This is a genomic window from Calyptranema fuscum S582, assembly GCF_055793305.1.
The window spans coordinates 46,536-68,193 of sequence record NZ_JBSLYH010000037.1; the positions used below are offsets into that span (position 1 = coordinate 46,536).

The window sequence follows — 21,658 nt, forward strand, 5'->3', positions numbered from 1 at the left end:
GCCAAAGGGGACTACAGGGAGTTCTAGTTTGGCGCACCTTTATAAAAGATTGGTATGAGGATCGGGGATTGAATGAAACCGAAGATTATGTTTGGCAGCGCGGCATTGCCGCGCTGCCAAACATAATCTTCGGTTTATCTCCTAAGCAAGTGACGACGCCATCGACTGCCCACAGAAAATGACGGTGTAATTTATTTTTGATGTTTCGGACAGCGTCAGGAGTGCGACCAATTTGCGATCGCTACATAAAACGTTACAACGACTATTCCAGCCAGGGAAATCCCAGTCTGAACCATCAACTGGCGATCGCTCTAGCAATCGGCGCGATCGCTCTGGGTCAACCCGTTCTCTGGTGAATTGGGTCTTGCCCGATAAACTTGCCCTGGGACGATTGCCACGACCGGGCGATGAGGTTGCATTATCTAACGCTGGCATTGGCATCATTATTTCTCTCTGTGCGCCATCTGAAGGACAACTGCCATCCCGTTTTACAGAGACATTTCACTGCATCCGCTACATTTTGCCCGATAGCAGTTTTATTGTGCCGTTACGGGTGGAACAGCTTGCCCATGCCGTTCATTTGTTGCACCAACAGATCCAAACGGGACAGCCTGTTTATCTCCATTGTTTAGCCGGAATTCAGCGATCGCCTACAGTTTGCATTGCCTATCTGTGTCGCTATCACCAGTTAGAACTGTGGGAAGCGATCCAATATGTGCGACAGGTGCGCTCTAAAGTGTCGTTGACCGAAGCCCACATTCAGGTGATTCAAGCCTTCCTGGCGGCAGATGCTATTTAGAGTAGCTCCCGATTTTTAGTCCGTACTCGTTCATATAATTCTTCCATCACTTCAATAAAAGACGTATCTTTTGTCCAAAAGGGTGGAAAATCGCCTTGTTTTTTAATCAGAATTGCCGGAACGATGGCTTGCTGCGAGCTGGTTTCCAGGGTCTGAGGCAGACGATGAGACCCCAACCAAAACTCTTTTAAGCTAACGGAATGGTCGGGCGATCGCGGGATCGGTCGGGTATGGTAAGACGCAACCGGGGTCGGTGCCTGGGTGGTGGCATCCAGTTCATCGGATAAAGCCATTCCGAGCGGCGATTTTGCTAACTCTGTCTTAAGGGCTTCGCGAGACAATCCTCGCAGTTCAAATAACAAGAAAGGATCGCGATCGAGTTCAGCTGCCAGTAGATAATACACGCCAGCAATATGCTTGCAGGGGTTGCTGTAGTCGGGACAAGAACAGGTTGCTTTGAAGTCTGAATTGTTGCTGGGTAAGAGGTTGAGGTTAAGGGTTGCGAAGGTGTCCTCGATATTTTCGGGAATCTCATTGAGCAGCAACCGTGAAATCAAGCTGGCTTTAGAGGCAATCAGGGCGATCGCTGCCGACCATTTTGCGGCGCTAATGGGTTGAAATTCAATCACGGTAGTATACAGCGGTTCCTTATAGACACCAAAGTAGGGATTGACCGATCCCCTGACCTTGGCTTTAGCCACCCCCTGGTTGATCTCAAAGCTTTTGACCTTACCGCCTCTGGCATAGGAACGTCCGCGACTGAGACGACCATCATCGGTTAACCGTTCCATCGCTTCGATAAATTTTTGTCCCCACCAACTGCGACTAAACTCTGCCATGGTTGTTCACTCCAAAATTGCGCTGCGATTGAGGCTGATTAATTGTTTAAAGGCGTCGTTATCCAGTTCGGTTAACCAGGATTCGTCCGCACCGACGATCGAACCTGCGAGTTTCTTTTTGTCTTCGATCATCTGATCAATGCGTTCTTCTAACGTTCCTAACGCAACAAATTTGTGGACAAAGACGTTTTTCTTTTGACCAATACGAAAGGCGCGATCGGTTGCCTGATCTTCAACTGCCGGGTTCCACCACCGATCAAAATGAAACACATGATTCGCTTTGGTGAGCGTAATCCCAACGCCGCCTGCTTTGAGTGACAGGATGAAGGCTGACGGTTCCGTATCAGGATCTTGAAACTCGGTGATCATGCGTTCGCGTTTGTCTCGATTTGTACCCCCGTGAATGTAATAGGTGTTGTAACGGCAGGTATGACGCAGATACTTTTCGATCGCATCGCTAATCTCTGTGAATTGTGAAAAGATCAGGAAGCTCTCGCCTTCTTCTATGACTTCCTCTACCATCTCTAACAGACGGCTGAGTTTGTGCGATCGCTCTGGCGTGAATTCACTGTTGTCTTGCAAAAACTGCATCGGATGATTGCAAATTTGCTTGAGCTTGGTCAACGTTGCCAAGATCAATCCCTGACGTTGAATCCCGTCCAGGGTATTAATTTTCTCCTCGACATCTTTCACCACGGCTTCGTACAACGAAGCTTGTTCTTTGGTCAAATTGCAGTACAGTTTTTGCTCGACCTTATCGGGTAGATCTTTGATGATGGATTGATCAGTCTTCACCCGCCGTAAAATAAACGGTTCTACCAATCGCTTCAGCGTGGTCGATTGCCGGGTGTCATTGTTTTTTTGAATCGGTAGCTCAAAACTCTTGCGAAACTGAGTTTCGTTGCCCAAATAACCCGGATTGAGAAAATTGAAGATAGACCAGAGATCTAACAAGCGGTTTTCAACCGGCGTTCCGGTCAATGCCAAGCGATGAGTGGCAGGTAGTTTGAGGATTGCCTTAGTCTGCGCGGCTTTGGGATTTTTGATATTTTGGGCTTCATCCACCACAATCCGTTGCCAGGTGACTTGATTGAGCAAGGCAGCATCTTTTCGTGCCAGGGTGAAGGAGGTAATCACCACATCATGGTTCTGAACGGTGGTCAAAAACTCTTGCTCCGCCTGGATTCGCTGACTGCCATGATGCACCGTTGCTCGCAATTTTGGGGCAAATTTTTCGATTTCCTTGTACCAGTTGCCGATCACCGACGTTGGCGCGATCAACAAAGTGGGCGGCACGGTTTGTATCCCATTGGCATGGGCTTGCTCTCGTTCTTGCACCAGACGGGCAATCACCTGAACGGTCTTCCCTAAACCCATGTCATCTGCCAGACAACCGTTTAAACCCAGCGTTTCCAGATATGCCAACCACGACAACCCTCGCTTTTGATAGTCTCGCAAGGTGCCCTGAAACTGGTCGGGTTCTGAAGTTAACGCCATCTGGCTTTTGTCGTTGAGTTTGGTGAGCATATCCGTCAAAGCTTGATCGCGCTCAAACTCAATTTCTAACGCCTCTTCTTCCGCAGCGGCAAGTTTCATGAAGTCCAGCAGACTTAGTTCCGGATTTTCTTTTTGCTGTTTCTGCCAAAACTCCAGCATTTGCTGCATTTTGTCGCGATCCAGTTCCATCCATTGCCCGCGAAATTGCACTAACGAAGCTTTGGCATTCACCAGTTGTTGCCATTCTTTTTCGGAGACGACTTCCCCGGCGATCGCCAACTCATATTGATATTCCACCAGTGTTGAAAACGAGAAGTAGCCTGTGTTGCTATTTTTTCCCGCCGTCTGAGATTTGCCTTTGGCTCTCAACCGCACCTTTGCCCGTTGTCTACCTTTGGGTGTCCACCAGGCGGGCACGATGACCTTATATCCGGCATCTTCTAACACCCATGCCGATTCCTTCAGAAAGGCGAAAGCCGTATTGAGATCCACCGTGACACCAATCGGCTCGTCGGTTTCTAAGCCTTCCCAGAATTTGGGATAAATGCGAGCAGCATATCCCAGTTCTAACAGCAGATCTTGTTCAAAGCGATCACCAAATTGCTTATGTAATTGTTTTTGTTGGCTGGTGCGTAATCGCCAATAGTCTTGGAGTGAGAGGCGTAGAGAGGGATCATGCTTTGCCGAGACTTGAAACTGGATCTGCCATGCATCCTCCGGTTTATTCGGTTCTAGCAACTGAAACCCCAGATAAAACGTGCCCGGAGACTGGGTACGACGAATGCGATCGCGCCAGGTTTGCCACTGTTGATAGTGCTCTAGACGAGTGGGAGACGTCCAGGGAATCCCGATTTGTTCCGATCGCAAACACTCCTCAATCAGGGAACCTGAAACTTTCTTATCAAACGCTGAGGTTGATTGCAAGTGCGTCACAATGTCTGTTAGCAGACATTCAGAAAAGTGGCGCAATAAACTTTCGCGATCGTGTAATTGTGGCGTCTCAGGAACGTCCGTAAATCCGCTGGCACACGCCAACGGCATATAGTCGAGATAACGCTGAATCATCGACTCATATTGGTCGCCAATAAGCTCCCAGGCAGGGTAAATTTCAAACGCGGGGTGTGTGTCTACCTGGGATGATTTATTTTTAGAAGATGTTTTGCTCTGCGTTGTTTTGCTCTGCGTTGTTTTGCTAGATTTCCGTTTTGTAGTGCCAGGAGATGAAGTTGAGGCTTCAAGTTCGCGATACTTTAGCGATGGAATGTAGTGATCTTTAAAAATGATCTGTTTGAAGGATTGGGTGTAGTGATACCAAAAGAGTAAATCTGAACCCAGTTGAATATCTGCTACGTTATACCGGGTTAAGAAGTGCAGGTCATTCAGCAACGGGATCACGTTCGTGGCAGGTGCAGAACTGTACGTTCCGGCTTTAACCCATGCCAGTGTTGCGTAGCAATCAATTTGCCAATACTGCCATTCAAACGTTTCAGGACTCTCTTCTTCCAGATAGCGAGACAGCTCCAACGACGGCAGTGGTTGACCTGCAACCGTAGGCAACAAAAAATACCGGGGAAAAATCAGATCGTCCAGGGTTTTATAGGATGGATCTTTAATGCCTAATTCCTGTTTCAAGCACGATTCCAGCGCAGGCTTGGGTAGTTGACGGGGATGAATATTGCCTGTCTTTTTCCGCTGTTTTGCTACCTCAGTTGACTCTATCCAGAGGTAGAAAGCTCCTTTTTGCACAAATCCTTCGTCTGCCTGCGGAATCCAAGTTCCGTGAAGAATTTTCATAGCCGTACATTCCTGGATAGCATTGCTCCTGATTTTTTGAGAGAGCGACGGCTTTGCCGTCGCTCTCTCAAAAAGAACTGTGAGTGAAAATTTAGTGTGGGAAGCGTGGCGAAGCCACGCTTCCCACACTAAATTTCAGTTTTATTCAATCGATGGCTCTTATGGAAAATTTTATCGTTGATATTTGTTTAACTTACAAATTATTGCGAATTGTTGTGACCCGGAACGGTGGAAATCTGACGAAAGTCGAAGAATTTTGTAGTGAGTGCGACAGAATTGCCCTGAATCTGCCCTGAGTTCGCCTAGAATCGCGTTCAGAGCTTAAGAACTTATTAAGAGTAGGCTTAATTTCGATTTCTAAGGATACCTTGGATTTCAAGATACCTCCTAACTGCGTCTCCAGCCTCATCTGCGTTCCCTACGGGGTAAGTCAGGTGAGGCTGATATTTTGCATGATGGATTGAGGACTGTTGAAATCCACCGAACCATCGAGCGGTCGGAGCATTCCACAGTTAGAGTTTTGGGAGGATACCGTCATGACGGGCGTATCAGGGAAAAGCAGATGGCAATCTCGGTTTAGTCTAGGATTAGGAGCGATCGCCCTTTTGGCTATGGGGCTTCCATCGTTGGTGCGATCGCTGCCGTTACCGACTCTTCCCACCCCCGCAGACGCGCTCCAGCAAGCAGAGCAACTGACGCCTGAAGAATTAACTGGATTAGAAATTGATGCCGACATCCGCGATCGCCTGCGATTTGATCCGGCATGGCAAGAGATCCATCGAGCCGTACAGCAAGACATCATGATCTTGAAATGGGGCGACGGTCGGCTGGATAACCCCATCTGGAAGCAATATGGAGCCAAGGTTTATCCGTTGCTGGCATACTATGCCCGATCGGCAGATCCGACCCGACAAACCTATGGCATTGTGGGCATTCGTGCTCTGGGTAAACCCTATACAACGCTGTGGTTAGAGCAACACCTTCAGCAGCATCGCCACGCGCCCGATTTTTATCTGTTGATGACGAATCCGGCGCTGCTTCTAGATACGAGTGCTGATGTGCCGTATGACGTAGATTGGCAAGCTGAGTTTGGCTTAGATGATTCAGCGACCCGCGATCGCCTCTTACAAATTGCCCGCGATAACCTGGAACCGCCCGATGCTCCGGGATATTACAACCAGTTCAATCTATATTTCTTAGAAGCGATGTTGGGCTATGAAGCGGTGATGCCGCCCCAACCCGAAACACCCGATCCGGCTCTCGATCCGGCTGTGACGCCGTGGAATCAACTTGAATCCATTAACGCACCCACCGAACACCAGATCCAGCAGGCGATCGCCCTCTACCATTCCCTGACTCCAACAACCCGTGACTACGTGTTGGTGACCCGATTGGGTAAGGTTGAAGCGGGTGACATTTCGCCCATAGGCAATGCTCTGTTGCAAGCTCTGGCAGCCGATGCGACTGACCCCGACCGGGTTTGGGCGATCGCTGAATTGGATCGCCATGGTGACTCCGACGTCAGTACCCAACTACAAGATATCCTCAATCACCATCTCGATCAGCTTGCACCCCTGTCAAAATGGGCGTCTTACGAAGGTCAAATCTATTCTCCCTACATCGATCGGGGCACCCAAGCTTACTATTTGCTATTGGGCATGGTGGAGACGTATCCCCAATCGCGCTTTGCGCAAGCTGCTAAAGCGTATGGCGACCTGCGGGGGCACTCTTACTTTGGCGGTGAATGGCGTCCTCAAGCACTGCTTGATCAGATTGCCCAGAAAACACCGGCACAAACGTTGGCAGACTGGCAAAACTGGCTACAACGTTATCCCGATCATCCCGGTGCGGATGATGCTACCTACTTCCTCGCTCGTAGTTTGCAAGACAATGATCGCGTTCTAGATGCCATGCATCTGTGGCTGAAAATGATGTCGGCACCGATTGGCGATAGTGATGCCCGCTATCTGGCATGGGGTCACGTGCGAACCTTGCTGGATGTGGGATTGTCTACAGATCAAATTGCGACGTTAGTTGAAGCCTATCAGGATCAGGCGATCGCACCGTTGCTGCGTTATGCTCTAGCCGTGCGGTATGCCCGAGCGCAGGACTATGACAAAGCCCTGGTTACAGCAGATGGTCTGGATCTGGCAGCCATGGATGCGAAAATTTTGGGGAGCTATTACGATGTTTTGCCCTGGTATGGTGATGGCGATCGCCGTTCCCAAGTCCAACGCTATATGCAAGCAATGCTGACTGAGCAACGCCAGCGTTGGCAACATTTGCAACAACTTCAGGCAGACAATACGCCCACAGCAAAGTATGAACTAGCGTCGGATTGGGCAGGCGAAGGCGGCTGGAAAAACGGCTATCTGGCAGTGTGGGAGACAGGACGCACGTATTACCTGCCCACGGGTGATTGGAGTAATGAATCATGCCAAATTTACTGGATTTGTAACGCCGCATTGCGCGATCCGGATGCGATTCGTGCCAGTTATCAACAATCGAGTCAAAATGCGATCGCGTTACAGTTGTATCAGGCTCAATTGGACGATCCGACTACACCGAGACTACTGCGCGAGAAAACGCTGTACATGGTGGCATCGACGTTGTTGTGGCAGTGGGAAGATCATCCCCTGGGCGAAACCTTGCGGATGCATCCTCCCGCCGGACTGACAGCGGGTTCGATCCAAATTCCTACCGATGCAACGTATTCGTATGAGCGCTGGCAAGCGATCGATGAGCAACTGCAACGCGATTATGAACGTAAACTGGATGCGATCATAGCCACGCTCAAAGTTGAGTTTCCGCGCAGTCCTTTTATTGACGACCTATTGTTCTCTCGTTACGCCATCAGTGGGAATATCCAATTTCTGCAACAAATCGTCGAACGCTACCCCGATGGCGATCGCTTACCAGAAGCTCAGTTTCTTCTCTCTCGTCAGTCCGGTTAAACAGGGTGAGAACTGCGCGATCGGGGTGCGATATGATCGACATAGCGCTCAGGAGACATGGGCATGATCACCCCAGCCAGTGTTCAACCAACCATCATCCGCACCGAACGGGGACTGACCATATCTGGAACCCGCATTACAATTTACGATGTGCTAGATTACCTGAAATCTCAATATCCTACTAAGTTTATTCGCGATGCGTTGAATTTGAGTGGTGAGCAGATGGGTGCAGCTCTGGCTTACATCGACATCCACCGAGCAGCCGTTGAAACCGAATATCAGGAAATTGTGCAAACAGCGGCAGAAATTCGGCAGTATTGGGAAGATCGTAATCGTGAACACTTTGCCCAACGTGCCACAGCCCCACCTCGCTCTGGGTATGAAGCGGTTCGAGCCAAATTGCAAGCACGCAAAGCTCAACGGCAATGATGATTCTGGCAGATTACAATCTTAATCGGCAAGCTCTATTGCTTTCCGGTAGCCTTATTGCAGGAGGATGGCTAGATCTGATTTCCATTCGGATTGTGACTTTCGAAGATGTTGGTCTATCAGCAAATACCAATGACCGAGAGGTTTGGCGATTTATTCAGACTCACCAAATGCTGCTACTCACAGCCAATCGTAATGCAAAAGGCAAGGATGCTTTAGAACAAGTGATCCGCCAAGAAAATATGGCAACATCGTTTCCTACCATTACAATTGGCGATCCGGATCGAATCAATGAATATGACTATCGAGAACGTTGTGTAGAACGACTGATTGAAATTGTGATTGATATTCAAGATTTTATGGGAACAGGTCGCTTGTTCATTCCATAAGGGACTGGCAACAAAATAAAATTTGGGCTGTGTTGTGGCGTAGCTCAAATTTTATTGAGCAACAAATCCCTAAAAGGGCGATCGCTTAAAACGCGGTCGCGTCAATCTGGCTCTTCTATTTCGAAATACCCGACTCTCAGATCACCATCCATGTCTACTAGAATCATCCAGAAATCCATGTAGGCATCAATATCCAGCTCAAAGGCTTCTTCTTCGGTGGGTAAAAATTGCAACTTCATCCACTGACGAAAATTATTGGCAGTGATTTCGCTAGAAATCTCTCGCTGTGGTGCATAGGAACGAGGTGCCAGCAGATCTGAAAGTTGGCAAGTATTCCAGCCGATCGCATAGTCTTGGGGATGAAAATCGCCTTCTACTTGACTGGCGTCCAGAGTCAATTGCACTTCAGATTGAATCCGTTCAGCCAGTTGTTCAGACGAAAGAGTGGACTGGAGCCAGGGAGCCAGTAACCCGTGGGCAGCCACAAAGTTTTTCGCCATAATGGCTTGGGCGAAGGTTGCAGCAAATGCTTGATAGGCTGGGTTGAGTTCCAAGGTGGCGTTCCTGATTGGAATTTTCAATGGCATGAAGGACACATTGTTGTGTGAGAGTTGCACTCTGCACGACTCTCACACAACAACCGTAATCTATCCAGACGCGAAGCGCTATAGCCGTTATGCTTACAAATTATTAATGAGGATCGGTGTTCCCTGATGCTTTTGCGGTGAAGCGGCATTTTCTATCGTCACCGCAACTTTCGCAACAAATTCTCTAGAACGGAAAACCGCAGGAACGGCGATGGTATGAGAAAAGTTACCTTGCGGATCGGGCTGAAAGACTTCCGTTAAAATAGCTCCTTTAGTATCTGTCGTGAAGGGTGCATCGGGTGTCAGCACCGTCCATAGGGCATAAACCTTTCCGGGTGGCAGGGGCGGTAAGTTCTGAATATTGAGTGAGGCTTCTAAATCAACCGGATTCACCACAACTTCTGCAACCACATTTTGATAGGTGTCGGTGCCCTGTAAGGCATACTGCCATTGTTCGGTGGGCACATCTGCTTTGAGGGCGTTCAGTTCTCGCCCAAGCCGGTAGTTATTAATCCCCAATGCCACAATCAAACTTGCGGCAACTGCCCCCATAACTTGAGTCCAGGGGATAGGACGCCGTTGCGATCGCCCATCACGCCCTCTCATTGGTCTGACAGTATGCAGAGGAGTGGGTTCAGAAGTGGGGCTTGGAGATGTCAGGGATGCGGAACTAGGTTCTGAACTGGGCGCAGTCAGTGCATTCAAAATCGTCGATCGCAGGTGATCTGGAGGAGACACCTCTGCCGGGGCATAGGAGAGTTCTAAAGCAGTCTGCATCTGTGCCACTTCTGCGGCGATCGCTGGATCACTGGCTAAAAGCCGCTCAAACTCCTCTGCCTCGGTCGGATCGAGATCCCCAAGGACATACCCCGCAATCAATAGTTGTAACTCTTCTGAAGGCATCGACAAAGCCATAACCGTAAACTATCTAATAAAATCTTTGAGGGTTTCACGGAGTTTGAGCAAGCCTCGCCGAGATCTCGCTTTCACTGTCCCCAACGGGATGCTTAATCGTCCGGCAATTTCTGATTGGCTTAATCCATCGTAATAAGCCATTTGCAAGATTTGTTGTTGTTCGCTAGACAACTGAGCCAGGGCAGAACGCACCTCTTGCGATCGCTCATCTTCAGATACGTACTCCAGGGGTGGATTGGATGCGATCTCTTGTTGTCGGGTGGATTGTAGCTTGCCAATAAATTCAGTTGCCGTAGTGCGCGATCGCACCCGGTCGATCGCACGCGATCGGGTTAAAACGGCAAGGAAGGTTCGCAAAGACCCGCGCTTTGCATCATAGGAACAGCCCCGTGCCAAGGTGAGAAAAATATCTTGCGTTAAATCTTCTGCTTCTTGAGCATTGCCTAGAACTTTGAAGGCTAATCCATACACTAATCGAGAGTGGCGATCGTAGAGAATACCCAAAACTGCCGTTTGCCCTGAGCGCAAGACGGCAAATAGTTCGGCATCGGTCTGGCTCGCTAATGGATTGTCTGTGGAATTAGATGGCTCAGACTGCATACAGAACTGTACTTATGAAGTAACCAGAAACCCTTATACCCCTAGGTGTGTTTTAAAACTCGCTAAGGATCACAAATTAATTAAAACCCGGACGTTCATGTTTGGAAGCGCGGCGGAGCCGCGCTTCCAAACATAAATCTTCGGGTTTATTAAATCCACAATCCTAAGAGGGTTGTTTTTTCGTGCGCTTCGCGCGCGAAAAAATAACTTTTAAAACAGACCCTAGCTATTCTATAGCGATTTGCGATCGCAGAGCAGGTAAATGAAGATGTGCGGATGACCTTACCTAATCATAGCGATCGCTCTAGTAGCTTAGAATCCTCATGAAAATAACTTGAATTACTTTTTGGGGAGCGCGCAGCGGAGCTGCGCGCTCCCCAAAAAAGTTGTGATTTTTAATTTTATAAGGATCCTTATGGATAAGCTTATACGATAAGAAACCCGGTATTGCTACCGGGATTTTGGTGCATCAGTGAAGCGTACCTAGGAGCATGCACCAAAGCTAAAACATCATTTCAAACTTGATAGATAGCCCCTCCAGTGAAACGCTCGCTAGAGGGGATTGTTAACCAAAGACTCAAATAAGTTTAGTAGACTCAATCAAAAGCTTTGCAACGGGGTGCAGGGGTTCTACCCCTGCGTGGGGGCACTGCCCCCACCACCCATGTTGCAAAATTTAGTACGTGCACCATTAGTTTGCTAGATTTGAATCGATGACTGATACCAATTTGAATTAAGAGCATGATGGATTTCTGTACGGACTTGGCACTGCCAAGCCCCTCCTGAACTTCAATGCGCCCAAAAATTCGTTTGAATTGGTATGAAATCAGCAGATTCCCAGGCATCTATCTATCCTTTGATCTGGGCTTCGACGTCGCTCAGCCCACAAATCCTAAGGGTTGAACGCGATTGAAATGCGACATTACAAGAATCCAGATGCTTTCTTTGGCAGGAATCTTCTAAGCCTATTAATGATTCATGTCGCCGTAGAGAGACTCAAGCTGACGTTCTACGGCAGACAAATAGCCCCGATTGTTGATTGTATCAGCAGGCAATCTGCGCATATTGATGGCAACTTCAACCAAATCCTCAGAAGTCACGCGACCAGCTTGATGCTCAGTAATCAAGCTGTTGAATTTGGGAATTCCTTCGTTTTCAAAAAAGCCTTGATAGGCTAGAAACACCAGGTTAAATGGTGTAACTGCCATACCAAGCGTTTCAGCATTTTCTGGAGGGGCTTCTGAAGTAGCCTGTGCAAGGGCTGCGGGAGCAGCAGCAGTAGAGAGCAACAGAAGAGAGAGACCACCGAGAATGATTCGTTTCATGGAACTAAGCTCCTAATAGAATGGGTTGGCATCAGTGTTGACTTCACTGTGACTACTAGCTTCTTCTGGTTGACTGAGAATCAACTGAGTGCCGTCTGATAAATCTGAAAGAGTTAGTAGAGAAAATCATCAGAGAATTTGTATCGGTTTCTCAGAGAAAAATCATCAGATTCACGCTAACCTCCTACAGAATTGCGGATCAACAGACACAACTTCTTGTTAGTTTGATCATGAATGTTCTTCGTCGTCATTATCCAGAGTATTTAATAGAAGCTGCTAGCTTGGGTATTTTCCTGATTGCTGCCAGTATAGTCGCTACTGTTTTTCAACATCCCAGTTCCCCCATTCGACACGCGATCGCCGATCCCTTCATGCGCCGATTCATGATTGCAATTGTGATGGGATCCATCGCGATCGCCCTGATCTATTCGCCCTGGGGCAAACAATCGGGTGCGCATATCAATCCAGTCGTGACCTTCACGTTTTTCCGGCTGGGTAAAATCAAACCGATGGATGCATTGTTTTATATCATTGCTCAATTTATCGGAGGGTTGTTGGGCGTGCTAGTGGCGGCGAGGTTATTGCGGGGTGCGATCGCCGATCCAAGTGTCAATTATATTGTAACGGTTCCAGGACATGGCGGGGCAAGTATTGCCTTTGTGGCGGAATTCATCATCTCGTTTGGCATCATGATGATGATTTTGATAGTGTCTAATACGCCAAAACTATCGCGGTTTACCGGACTATTTGCCGGGATTTTGATTGCAATTTACATTACGATCGAAGCCCCCTTGTCGGGGATGAGTATGAATCCAGCTCGCACATTGGCATCTGCCCTGCCATCGGGCAATTGGACAGCCCTCTGGGTTTACTTCACAGCACCTTTGATCGGGATGCTGTCAGCCGCAGAACTCTATGTACGGGTGAAGGGACGCGCCGCTGTCCGGTGTGCCAAGCTACATCACGATAACCATTACCGATGTATTTTTCGCTGCGGCTATCGTCAGTTTTCTATCACCCACCCAGAGCAGATTTTGAGCGATCGCTTACCCGGTTCTTAATCGAGAGCAATTCCTTGACTGAAGCCAGCACAAAGCCCTGTAAAAGACTAGGTGACTTAAGAGAAATTAGTATGTTTGAAAGTTTAGGACGTATCCACAATCCATTACTCAGAAGTCTGATTGCGGCAACAACAGCGGCTTCAATCATGACGTTTGCGACGGCAACTGTCATAGGTATTCGTAATACAAAAGATGAATCTGCTTATCAAGCGAGTTTGTATGCGTCCCTATTAGCGGGTGGATGTGGTGCATTGTTTGGGTTAGTTTATCGCGATCGCAAAACTACACCATCAACCCAATTCTCGAATGATGTCTTAAGGACTTCTTTAAGCATCGATACCAAGCCAGTAGAGTGGAAGGATTGGCGTAATTTTGTGGTTGTTCGCAAGGTTCAAGAGAGCGAAGAAATTACGTCATTTTATTTACAACCAGATGATGGAAAGAAACTTCCTGCCTTCCAACCCGGACAATTTTTGACCATTCGTCTGGATATTCCCGGACACTCTCGACCGATTATTCGCACCTACTCTCTGTCAGACTATACCGAAGACCTTACCTACTATCGTCTTTCCATCAAACGGGAACTTGCCCCTAGCGGCTTGGATGTTGCTCCCGGTCTGGCGTCTAACTTTATGCACGATCAGATTCAAGTTGGATCAATCATTTCGGCAAAGCCGCCCAATGGCACGTTTGTTTTAGATGCTCAAAAATCTATCCCTGCGGTTTTGATCAGTAATGGGGTAGGTATCACTCCAATGATCAGCATGGCAAAGGCTTGTAGTCGTTTGAATCCAAATCGACCCATCTATTTTCTGCACGGTGCCAGAGATGGTAGATTTCATGCCTTTCGCGATGAAGTCATGGCGATCGCTCAACACAACCCCAATCTCAAGCTGCATTTTGCCTACAGCCGTCCACGAACTGAAGATGAAGGCAACTATCACAGCGTCGGATATGTTGATGCAATGCTGGTGCAAGGGCTTGTCAGACAAGACGCCGAGTATTTTTTGTGTGGTTCTCCATCGTTTATGCAAGCCTTGCGTGATGGATTGAAGCAAGCCGGTGTCTTGGAAAGCAATGTCTTTTTTGAATCCTTCAGCAAACCGGGAAAACCAATGCCTGCGGTTCAACCTGCGGTTCAATCTGCGGTTGAACCATTGGCTCAATCTGCCCATGACGTAGAGATCGTATTTGCTGCATCCGGCAAAACGCTGTCTTGGACAGATGAGCATGATAGTATTCTTGAGTTTGCTGAAGCCAATGATATCAACCCTCCTTATAGTTGTCGTGCCGGAATTTGTGGCACCTGTATGTGCAAGATTCAATCCGGTGAAGTTGACTACCAAGAGACACCTACAGCGGCGATCGATGATGATGCGGTGCTAATTTGTATTGCAAAACCTAAAACAGCGACAGTGGTTCTAGATATCTAAATCCAAACATTCAATCTGGACGTTTAAGGATTACTTCTTACAGCGCTTCGCGCTTGGATATGGTTAGATTTTTTGTTGTGTGCCGCACTCCGTGCGGCACACAACAAAAAATCTGTGGCTTAATCAATTGAAAATGGCTGTAATGGATAGCGAGGTTATTATATGAAACTCAAGTACTACTTTACTCTTAGCATAGTTTCATTCTTGATGGTGAGTTGTACAAGCAACAGTACTCCGCCATTAGACGAGCGGTCTGTGACTCAATCTAGCCCCAGTGCGATCGCTCAATCTGCTCGTCCTGATTCATCATCAGCCACCTCAGAAACTATTTTGAAATCGGGTATGTTTGTAGCTGGAGAACAGCCCACAGCAGGGACGGTACGCCTGATTTCTCGCGAGGATGGTGTAGTTTTACACCTTGATTCAGACTTCAGCACCTCTGAGCAAGGCCCCGATTTAGTTGTAATTTTACATCGCTCGAATGATGTGATTGGTGCGACGGAGCCACCTGCACATGCGATTAACCAAGGGGATTATGTCGTGCTTGCGCCTTTGCAACAGTTTAGGGGTGCTCAAAGTTACGTTATCCCCGATACGGTCAATCTGGCAGACTATCAATCTGCCGGAATTTGGTGCCGCAAGTTTAATGCCCTGTTTGGTGCCGCTGCTTTGCAATAATAAAGGTGCAATCATAACGACTCTATTCCAATGTTCCCATTCCTAAGGATCGTGGATTTATAAAACCGAAGATTTATGTTTGGAAGCGCGGCGGAGCCGCGCTTCCAAACATAAATCTTCGGTTTTTAATTAATTTGTGATCCTAAGGCGATCGTTTCTTTTGGGATGCTTAACATGCCTGATGATCTGTTAGGCTTTCAACGCGAGTTTTTAGCCCACGATTTGGATCGTTGTGGGATACGTATCGTGGCGCAATAGGTTGATAAACGGTCGTTTCTGATTCTGGGCATGTCTGTGAACGCACAACCAAAGTTGCGCGTTCACAAACATCTTCCGATCAAGCGATGCCCATAAACTGCCGACTGATGAGAGAATTCATAGATTATCGTCTGAAGGCATCGTCACGCATGTTCATCGACAAAAGGGAACTTCTACTCGACAATCCAGTTCAGCTCAATTACGGTATCGCTGTCTCTGACGTAGATGCCGATGGCAAGTTTGAACTGTTTGTCGCAGGATTTGGAGGACGCAATCTGATCCTGAAATGGCATGGGTCAGGGTTTGTCAATATCGCCGATGAAACCTTGGCAGATGTGGGTCGGCAGGCGATCGGGGTAGCCGCAGGCGATCTGGATGGAGATGGTCGCGAAGAAATTTATGTCCTCAATACCGACTCATTTACGGGACGGAAACGGTTTGGCGATCGCCTGTTTGATTGGCAAGATGGCAGTTGGCAAGATTTATTTTCTTTGCCAAAAAATCAAGATGCGTTGAATTTAACTGCCGGACGATCGGTTGCCTGGTTAGACCGTAACGGGGATGGTCAATATGGCTGTTTGGTAGCAAATTATGGCGGTCCGTTACGTCTGTATGAATTGAATGGCGATGGTATGTTAGCCGATGTTGCTCCTGAAGCAGGGTTAGATGCGATTACCAGTGGACGCGGATTGGTAGCGTTGCCACTGGTTTCCAATCGCATGGATATTTTTGCTGCCAATGAAAACGGGGCAAATTATCTGTTTCGCAATCAGGGCGACGGCACGTTTGTCGATATTGCGGCGATCGCCAATCTTTGCGATATCTACGAACATGGACGGGGTATTGCCGTATTGGACGGTGATGGCGATGGGCGCTTTGATCTGGTGTATGGCAACTGGGAAGGACCCCATCGGTTTTTTGTCCAACAAGAACAAGGGAAATTCCGCGACATTGCGCCGAACTCGATGTCCAGACCGTCTCGCATTCGTACGGTGATCGCGGCTGACTTTGACAATGATGGCTACGAAGAATTGTTTTTTAATAACATTGGGCAACCCAATCGCTTATTTGGCTATCGCCAGGGCAGATGGGCAGAGATAGAGATGGGTGATGCCCTGGAGCCGGTTGGCATGGGTACCGGAGCTGCTGTGGGCGATTTTGATGACGACGGCTGTTTAGAATTGGTGATTGCTCACGGTGAATCTGCTGCTCAACCCCTATCGCTCTACCATACAACCCCCAATCGAAATGCCTGGTTGCGGGTATTGCCGCTGACTTCTCAAGGGGCACCGGCACGCGGTGCCGTCGTTTCTCTCATCGCTAATGGACGGCAACAAATTCGGGCGATCGATGCGGGGAGTGGCTATCTCTGTCAGATGGAGCCGGTTGCCCATTTTGGCTTGGGTGCGAATCCAGAGATTGAATCAGTAGAAGTGCGCTGGTTGGATGGCAAAATCGTCAAAATCGACCATCCCCAACCAAACCAAACTCTCAAGGTTACCCACAGCTAATTCAACCGGGTGATCAGGCGGGTGGATTGGGTGCGCCCAGAGGGCGCACCCAATCCACCCAATTCTGCTTCGCTGTTGTTGATTTTGGGAAGAGTGCGGCTCCGCCGCACTCTTCCCAAAAGTTTTGGGTTTTGATGTTGTCATACCGATTTAATGTGAAGCTGCACCTTATTCAACCCCCGGCTGTCGCCGTCCCCCTTGGCAAGGGGGACCACAGGGGGTTCTAGTTTGGCGCAACTTCATAAAAGATTGGTATCAGGATTCTAAGCAATGCCATTTAATTTCTGGCGATCGAGGTTTGCGGGGTGGGGTTTAGTTTGGGATATGCAATCCGTTGATGGTTATATTGCAACCAGACCTGGACAAAAATTTCAGCAATTTTATTCATTTCCGCACGTGTTAGCCCACAGTCTGTCAGTTGGTTATCTTGCCAGCGTGCCCTGAGAATGCGATTGACCATTGCCAGTGCTTCGTCTGGAGTCGCATCTCTGAGCGATCGCAACGCCGCTTCACAGGAATCTGCCAGCATGACAATGCCTGTTTCTCGACTTTGGGGAATCGGACCATCGTAGCGAAAATCTGCTTCATTAACGACGATGGTCGCATCAACTTTGGCACGCTGTTGTGCTTCATGGTAAAAATAAGCGATTAACATCGTTCCCTGATGTTCTGGAATAAACGCTTCAATGGCTTTCGGCAAACGATATTTGCGCGCCATGACCAGCCCTTCACTCACATGTTTTTTAATAATTCGGGCGCTCTTCCAGGGATCGTTGATCGCATCGTGCTTATTGGGACCCCCCATCTGATTTTCGATAAAGCCTAGTGGATCATGCATTTTGCCAATGTCATGATAAAGCGTACCGGCTCGCACTAACTCGACATTACACCCCAGTGCCCGTGCTGCCGCTTCTGCCAAACTGGCAACAAAAAGCGTATGTTGAAACGTGCCCGGAGCTTCAGACGCCAGTCGTTTCAGCAACGGGCGGTTGGGATTCGAGAGTTCTGCCAAGCGGATGGGTGTGACCAGGTCAAAGCCATGCTCTAAATAGGGACTGATGCCCATGGCTACCACACTCCAGGCAATGCCCAATAAGCCTTGCAGCCCAGCTGCTGTCAACACGGCATACCAAACCGGACTGGGAGTATTGAGAATCAGACTGATCAGCAAATATGTCATTCCCTGACTCAGCCCAACAGCAAAGCCCAATAGTGCCAACTCTTCTCGCGATCGCGACTTGCCTGCCATCAGAGAACCCAACAGGCTGCCGACTGTAGTTGCAATCAAATGACTCCAGCCAATGGCCATGCCCATGGGCAACGTCACCCCCAGCAAGGCAATCAAAATTCCTCCCATTGCCGAGCCGTAGAAACTACCCACCAACAACCCCACCAGGGGCAAACTTGTGGCTGGAAATTTCAACGCAACCAATGGCGGAATTGTAAAAACCAGCAACAGGATCAGGATATAGTCGCGTCGTCGTAAACCGGGATGAAAGCGACGTTCTGCGGCTAAAAAAATCACCACAGCGGTTGAAATCCACACCCCAAACCCAACTAACCCAAACCAATTCACCCGTCTGCGGCTCATACCAAAATGGTCGAGCAAGACAAAGTCTGACTGCGTAATCTTCTCGTTGGCTCGAACAATGACCTCACCCCGACGAATCTGTACCAAGACCGGGTCAACAGCTTGAGCGGCTTGTTCGGCTAACAATTTGGTTTGCTCGACATCTTGTATTAAGTTCGGTTGAGCAACAGCAACCAAAACATCCGTCGCAATTTTAACTCCTCCAGACGGAACATCGAGGACAACCTGATTTCTAACCGCACTTTTAAGAATGCTCTTGGGCAACCCTGGCGGGATCCCCTGCGTTAAAATCCGTTCCAACGCATTGCGGATACCCGTTCTCGTCTCCGACCACTCAGCATCGGTAAGATTGAGCAGCGATGCGTCATAAAAAATTCGAGGCTCACTCTGAATAGCCATCGTCTTAAGCACGCCAACATAGCGCTGACGAGCCCGAAAAATTCCCTGTTGCAGCGATGCAAAATCTTCAGCAGAATGAGTCCGCAGATAGTTTTGCAATTCGACTAATACGAGTCTTTCAGCTGGCTCAATCGGCGTTTTAGGCTCGATCTCCACACCTGGACTTGTACTGGGTGAATCGGTTGTCTGCGGTGTTTTTAAGCGGTTCATGATCGCTTGCAACGTATGTTCGTCTACGCGAAGCAAATATTGCTGAGCATCACTAGACAGCATCGACGTATCAATGTAGGGGAAACCGCCGGCCTGTTGCCGCAAATCATCCCCCTGATCGAGCAAGCGCTGAAGCGATTGATAAATTTCTTGGTTGACGGACTGATCAATCATCAACACCGGAATCGCACCTGTACGGGCAGCTTTGCGATTCTCTTCAGTCGTTTCTATATCTTCTACAACGGCTGTATCGGGTGCCCGTAATGTTTGGGGAGCGATCGTGTCTACAGCGAGTTGCGGTTCATTATAAAAGCGATAGCCAATGGTGCTGGTCAGAGAGACGACGACCACTGCAAAGATAGCTCGCGGATGGGGCGATTTCTTTTGTCGTGGCTTGCGTTTTAAGAATGGAGGATGTAGAGCGATCGCTATCCATTGCTCGGGTTTTAGTTGCCGCAAGTCCTTCCAGGAATGATGAAGCTGAGCCGAATCGGTGTATTGTTTGGCTCGATCAACCGCTTTGTTCAAGGCGTGATTGAACCGATTTTTCGGGAAAATCGGCGAAGGCTTTCGCCACCATTGACCTATCTGCTGCGTTAAACGTCGGAAAGATTTCATTAGTGCACCAAAGTTACACTAGCGTTGATCGCTCTGGCAACCGCCAATTTGGGCAGCAGTTTCACTTAACTATCCACATCACTCAATTTACAAATCAACCTTTTACCCGTCAGCCTTTTATCCATCAGCGTTCCAATATCTGGGGATCATGAATTCAATCAGCCTGAAGCGTTACGTTAGGATAACCAATTCATAAAACCTAAGGAATAGGAATTAAATAACTCCGATGATTTGCTGTACGGGCGAACGGCCGTTCGCCCCTCCAAACGATTCAATATTCGATCTTATTTAATCCACGATCCTAAGAGCTTGTCGCAGATCTCCCTAAATCCCCCTTCCCGCAGGGTAGGAGGGCGAGGGGAGATTAAAGCCACGATCCATGAATAAGCACAACAGTGTCACTCTTACAAAATTAAGTGTCTGAGTTTTCTGTGATGGGTCATCCTGAAATAACCACCCCCAATATAACTGGAAGATCACTCCGTCTATAGTATATCTAAGGCATTTTGAGCAACAGCGTGTTATCCGTTAATACCTAAATCGATCGTAAATCCACTACCGAGGACGAATAATATTAGGTGCGCTAACGGCAACAAGAGAAGCTGCCTGCGACTCAGGATTGTAGATGCCTGACCAGCTTGCTAGAAGTCGATCCGCACCATTTAACAACGCAGATTCGACCGGAGCAGGGTGAGAAGATGTCAAGAAATGTTTACTTGTGCCCCATGCTTGCAACTGACTGCGCCAGTCGATGGGTAAGCCTGATATGCCAACATAGGCACCGGATAATGCACCTGCGATCGCACATGTGATTTGAGTTTCGTACCGAGATAGCCCGCTTCGCACCACAGTTAACCGAAAATCTTCGGGCGTGCTAATAAAGCTATAAAGCGCGATCGCCATACTATTTAGCAACATCCAGCTTTCAGGTGAGCCTTCAGCCAGGTTGCCATCGGCACAGGGATTCGGTGAATCTCTGACTAACTTTTCGACAGCAGTTAATCCAGCCCTGGTATGCAATAGATGTTGAACCTGATTCAATTTCCGCTGAACAGCGTTGGGACGGGTCGTATGGGCAAGCTTTGCATCAAACGTTAATGCGTTGAGAACTGTTGCCAGCCAGTGATTGGGGTGGAGCTGATCTCTTAGGGCAAGAGACAGGCTATAGGCAAACACAAGGAATACGTCTGCCAGAACTAAGTCCATTTTAGCGTCCGATATCCAAATCGCGATCGCTCGACGCAGACTGTCTAGATCGTCATGAAAAAATAAGGCGATCGCCATCAGGGTTCCTACTCGCGTTTTTAAGGTGGCGGTATCGGTTAGCCTGTCGCCTCTATCAATCGCTTGTGCCTGATCGGGTGGGCTGTTTGGCGGATGGACAAGCGGCTGACCTGCGTATGCCAACATGTGCCCCTGGATTAAGCCTTCAGCTCCCTCTAGAATGCCTTGGCTGACAGCCCAGGCGAGAGCGCTAGTGGCAGTCCCCTTGTTCGCTTGAGGTGGTGTCAACCATGAGGTTGCGTTTGTGCCAGGGGGATGAACACTGCCCCACAGTTCTGCGATCGCCGCACCCAACACAGCTCCCCGAAAGCGATTTGAAAGCGAATAGCGCATGAAACGTTTGCATCCTTAAAAATACGTAAATTGGATGAGTAGACGTCAACTCTGTACGGCACAACGGGCATTGACTTCCGTTTTGCTCTGTGAGTCGCACGGTACACGATGTTGCACTTTTGTCGAACGACATTAAAAATCTGTGAAAGTTGAT

General features: G+C 48.5%; 16 protein-coding genes. 8 read left to right on the plus strand and 8 right to left on the minus strand.

All coding sequences use genetic code 11. The features are described 5' to 3' along the window. The first annotated feature begins 232 nt into the window (after positions 1–232). Positions 233–799 (plus strand): protein-tyrosine phosphatase family protein, encoded by a 567-nt coding sequence (locus tag ACR6Z4_RS22270; protein WP_479719519.1) that lies wholly within the window; start codon positions 233–235, stop codon positions 797–799. Here ACR6Z4_RS22270 and ACR6Z4_RS22275 read toward each other — a convergent pair. Both ACR6Z4_RS22275 and ACR6Z4_RS22280 read right to left on the minus strand, forming a co-directional pair. After that, entirely contained in the window at positions 796–1,638 is an 843-nt protein-coding gene (locus ACR6Z4_RS22275; RefSeq protein ID WP_479719520.1) for an SWIM zinc finger family protein, read from the minus strand. The genes ACR6Z4_RS22270 and ACR6Z4_RS22275 overlap by 4 nt on opposite strands. Before the next feature lie 6 nt (positions 1,639–1,644). Then, entirely contained in the window at positions 1,645–4,929 is a 3,285-nt protein-coding gene (locus ACR6Z4_RS22280; RefSeq protein WP_479719521.1) for a DEAD/DEAH box helicase, read from the minus strand. 536 nt (positions 4,930–5,465) lie between these two features. On the opposite strand from ACR6Z4_RS22280, the gene ACR6Z4_RS22285 reads away from it, so the two are divergent. From ACR6Z4_RS22285 to ACR6Z4_RS22295, 3 genes are all read left to right on the plus strand, one after another. Next, complete coding sequence (locus ACR6Z4_RS22285; protein ID WP_479719522.1) at positions 5,466–7,883, plus strand: hypothetical protein; 2,418 nt, start codon at positions 5,466–5,468, stop codon at positions 7,881–7,883. A 63-nt stretch (positions 7,884–7,946) separates the two neighbouring features. Next, complete coding sequence (locus ACR6Z4_RS22290; RefSeq protein WP_479719547.1) at positions 7,947–8,312, plus strand: DUF433 domain-containing protein; 366 nt, start codon at positions 7,947–7,949, stop codon at positions 8,310–8,312. After that, positions 8,309–8,701 (plus strand): ACP S-malonyltransferase, encoded by a 393-nt coding sequence (locus ACR6Z4_RS22295; protein ID WP_479719523.1) that lies wholly within the window; start codon positions 8,309–8,311, stop codon positions 8,699–8,701. Before ACR6Z4_RS22290 ends, ACR6Z4_RS22295 begins: the two co-directional genes overlap by 4 nt. A gap of 101 nt (positions 8,702–8,802) precedes the next feature. Here ACR6Z4_RS22295 and ACR6Z4_RS22300 read toward each other — a convergent pair whose 3' ends face one another. From ACR6Z4_RS22300 to ACR6Z4_RS22315, 4 genes are all read right to left on the minus strand, one after another. Beyond that, on the minus strand, positions 8,803–9,255 hold the full coding sequence (locus ACR6Z4_RS22300; protein ID WP_479719524.1) for a hypothetical protein: 453 nt from the start codon (positions 9,253–9,255) through the stop codon (positions 8,803–8,805). Positions 9,256–9,381: 126 nt separating this feature from the next. Continuing rightward, positions 9,382–10,203, minus strand: a complete 822-nt coding sequence (locus ACR6Z4_RS22305; protein ID WP_479719525.1) for an anti-sigma factor domain-containing protein — start codon at positions 10,201–10,203, stop codon at positions 9,382–9,384. Between the two features lie 9 nt (positions 10,204–10,212). Beyond that, entirely contained in the window at positions 10,213–10,803 is a 591-nt protein-coding gene (locus tag ACR6Z4_RS22310; protein ID WP_479719526.1) for a sigma-70 family RNA polymerase sigma factor, read from the minus strand. Positions 10,804–11,771: 968 nt separating this feature from the next. Then, positions 11,772–12,128: a hypothetical protein gene (locus ACR6Z4_RS22315; RefSeq protein WP_479719527.1), complete on the minus strand. Its 357-nt coding sequence runs from the start codon at positions 12,126–12,128 to the stop codon at positions 11,772–11,774. Between the two features lie 230 nt (positions 12,129–12,358). On the opposite strand from ACR6Z4_RS22315, the gene ACR6Z4_RS22320 reads away from it, so the two are divergent. The 4 genes from ACR6Z4_RS22320 (at position 12,359) to ACR6Z4_RS22335 (ending at position 17,069) form a co-directional block, all read left to right on the plus strand. Next, complete coding sequence (locus ACR6Z4_RS22320; RefSeq protein ID WP_479719528.1) at positions 12,359–13,189, plus strand: MIP/aquaporin family protein; 831 nt, start codon at positions 12,359–12,361, stop codon at positions 13,187–13,189. Between the two features lie 71 nt (positions 13,190–13,260). Then, positions 13,261–14,622 (plus strand): 2Fe-2S iron-sulfur cluster-binding protein, encoded by a 1,362-nt coding sequence (locus ACR6Z4_RS22325; protein WP_479719548.1) that lies wholly within the window; start codon positions 13,261–13,263, stop codon positions 14,620–14,622. Positions 14,623–14,829: 207 nt separating this feature from the next. Continuing rightward, on the plus strand, positions 14,830–15,300 hold the full coding sequence (locus tag ACR6Z4_RS22330) for a DM13 domain-containing protein (protein ID WP_479719529.1): 471 nt from the start codon (positions 14,830–14,832) through the stop codon (positions 15,298–15,300). 407 nt (positions 15,301–15,707) lie between these two features. Next, positions 15,708–17,069, plus strand: coding sequence for a CRTAC1 family protein (locus ACR6Z4_RS22335; protein WP_479719530.1), 1,362 nt, complete (start codon positions 15,708–15,710; stop codon positions 17,067–17,069). Between the two features lie 277 nt (positions 17,070–17,346). Here the strand turns inward: ACR6Z4_RS22335 and ACR6Z4_RS22340 are convergent, their stop codons facing one another. Both ACR6Z4_RS22340 and ACR6Z4_RS22345 read right to left on the minus strand, forming a co-directional pair. Further along, entirely contained in the window at positions 17,347–19,887 is a 2,541-nt protein-coding gene (locus ACR6Z4_RS22340; RefSeq protein WP_479719531.1) for an HD family phosphohydrolase, read from the minus strand. Positions 19,888–20,442: 555 nt separating this feature from the next. Continuing rightward, entirely contained in the window at positions 20,443–21,504 is a 1,062-nt protein-coding gene (locus ACR6Z4_RS22345; RefSeq protein ID WP_479719532.1) for an ADP-ribosylglycohydrolase family protein, read from the minus strand. Between the last annotated feature and the right edge of the window lie 154 nt (positions 21,505–21,658).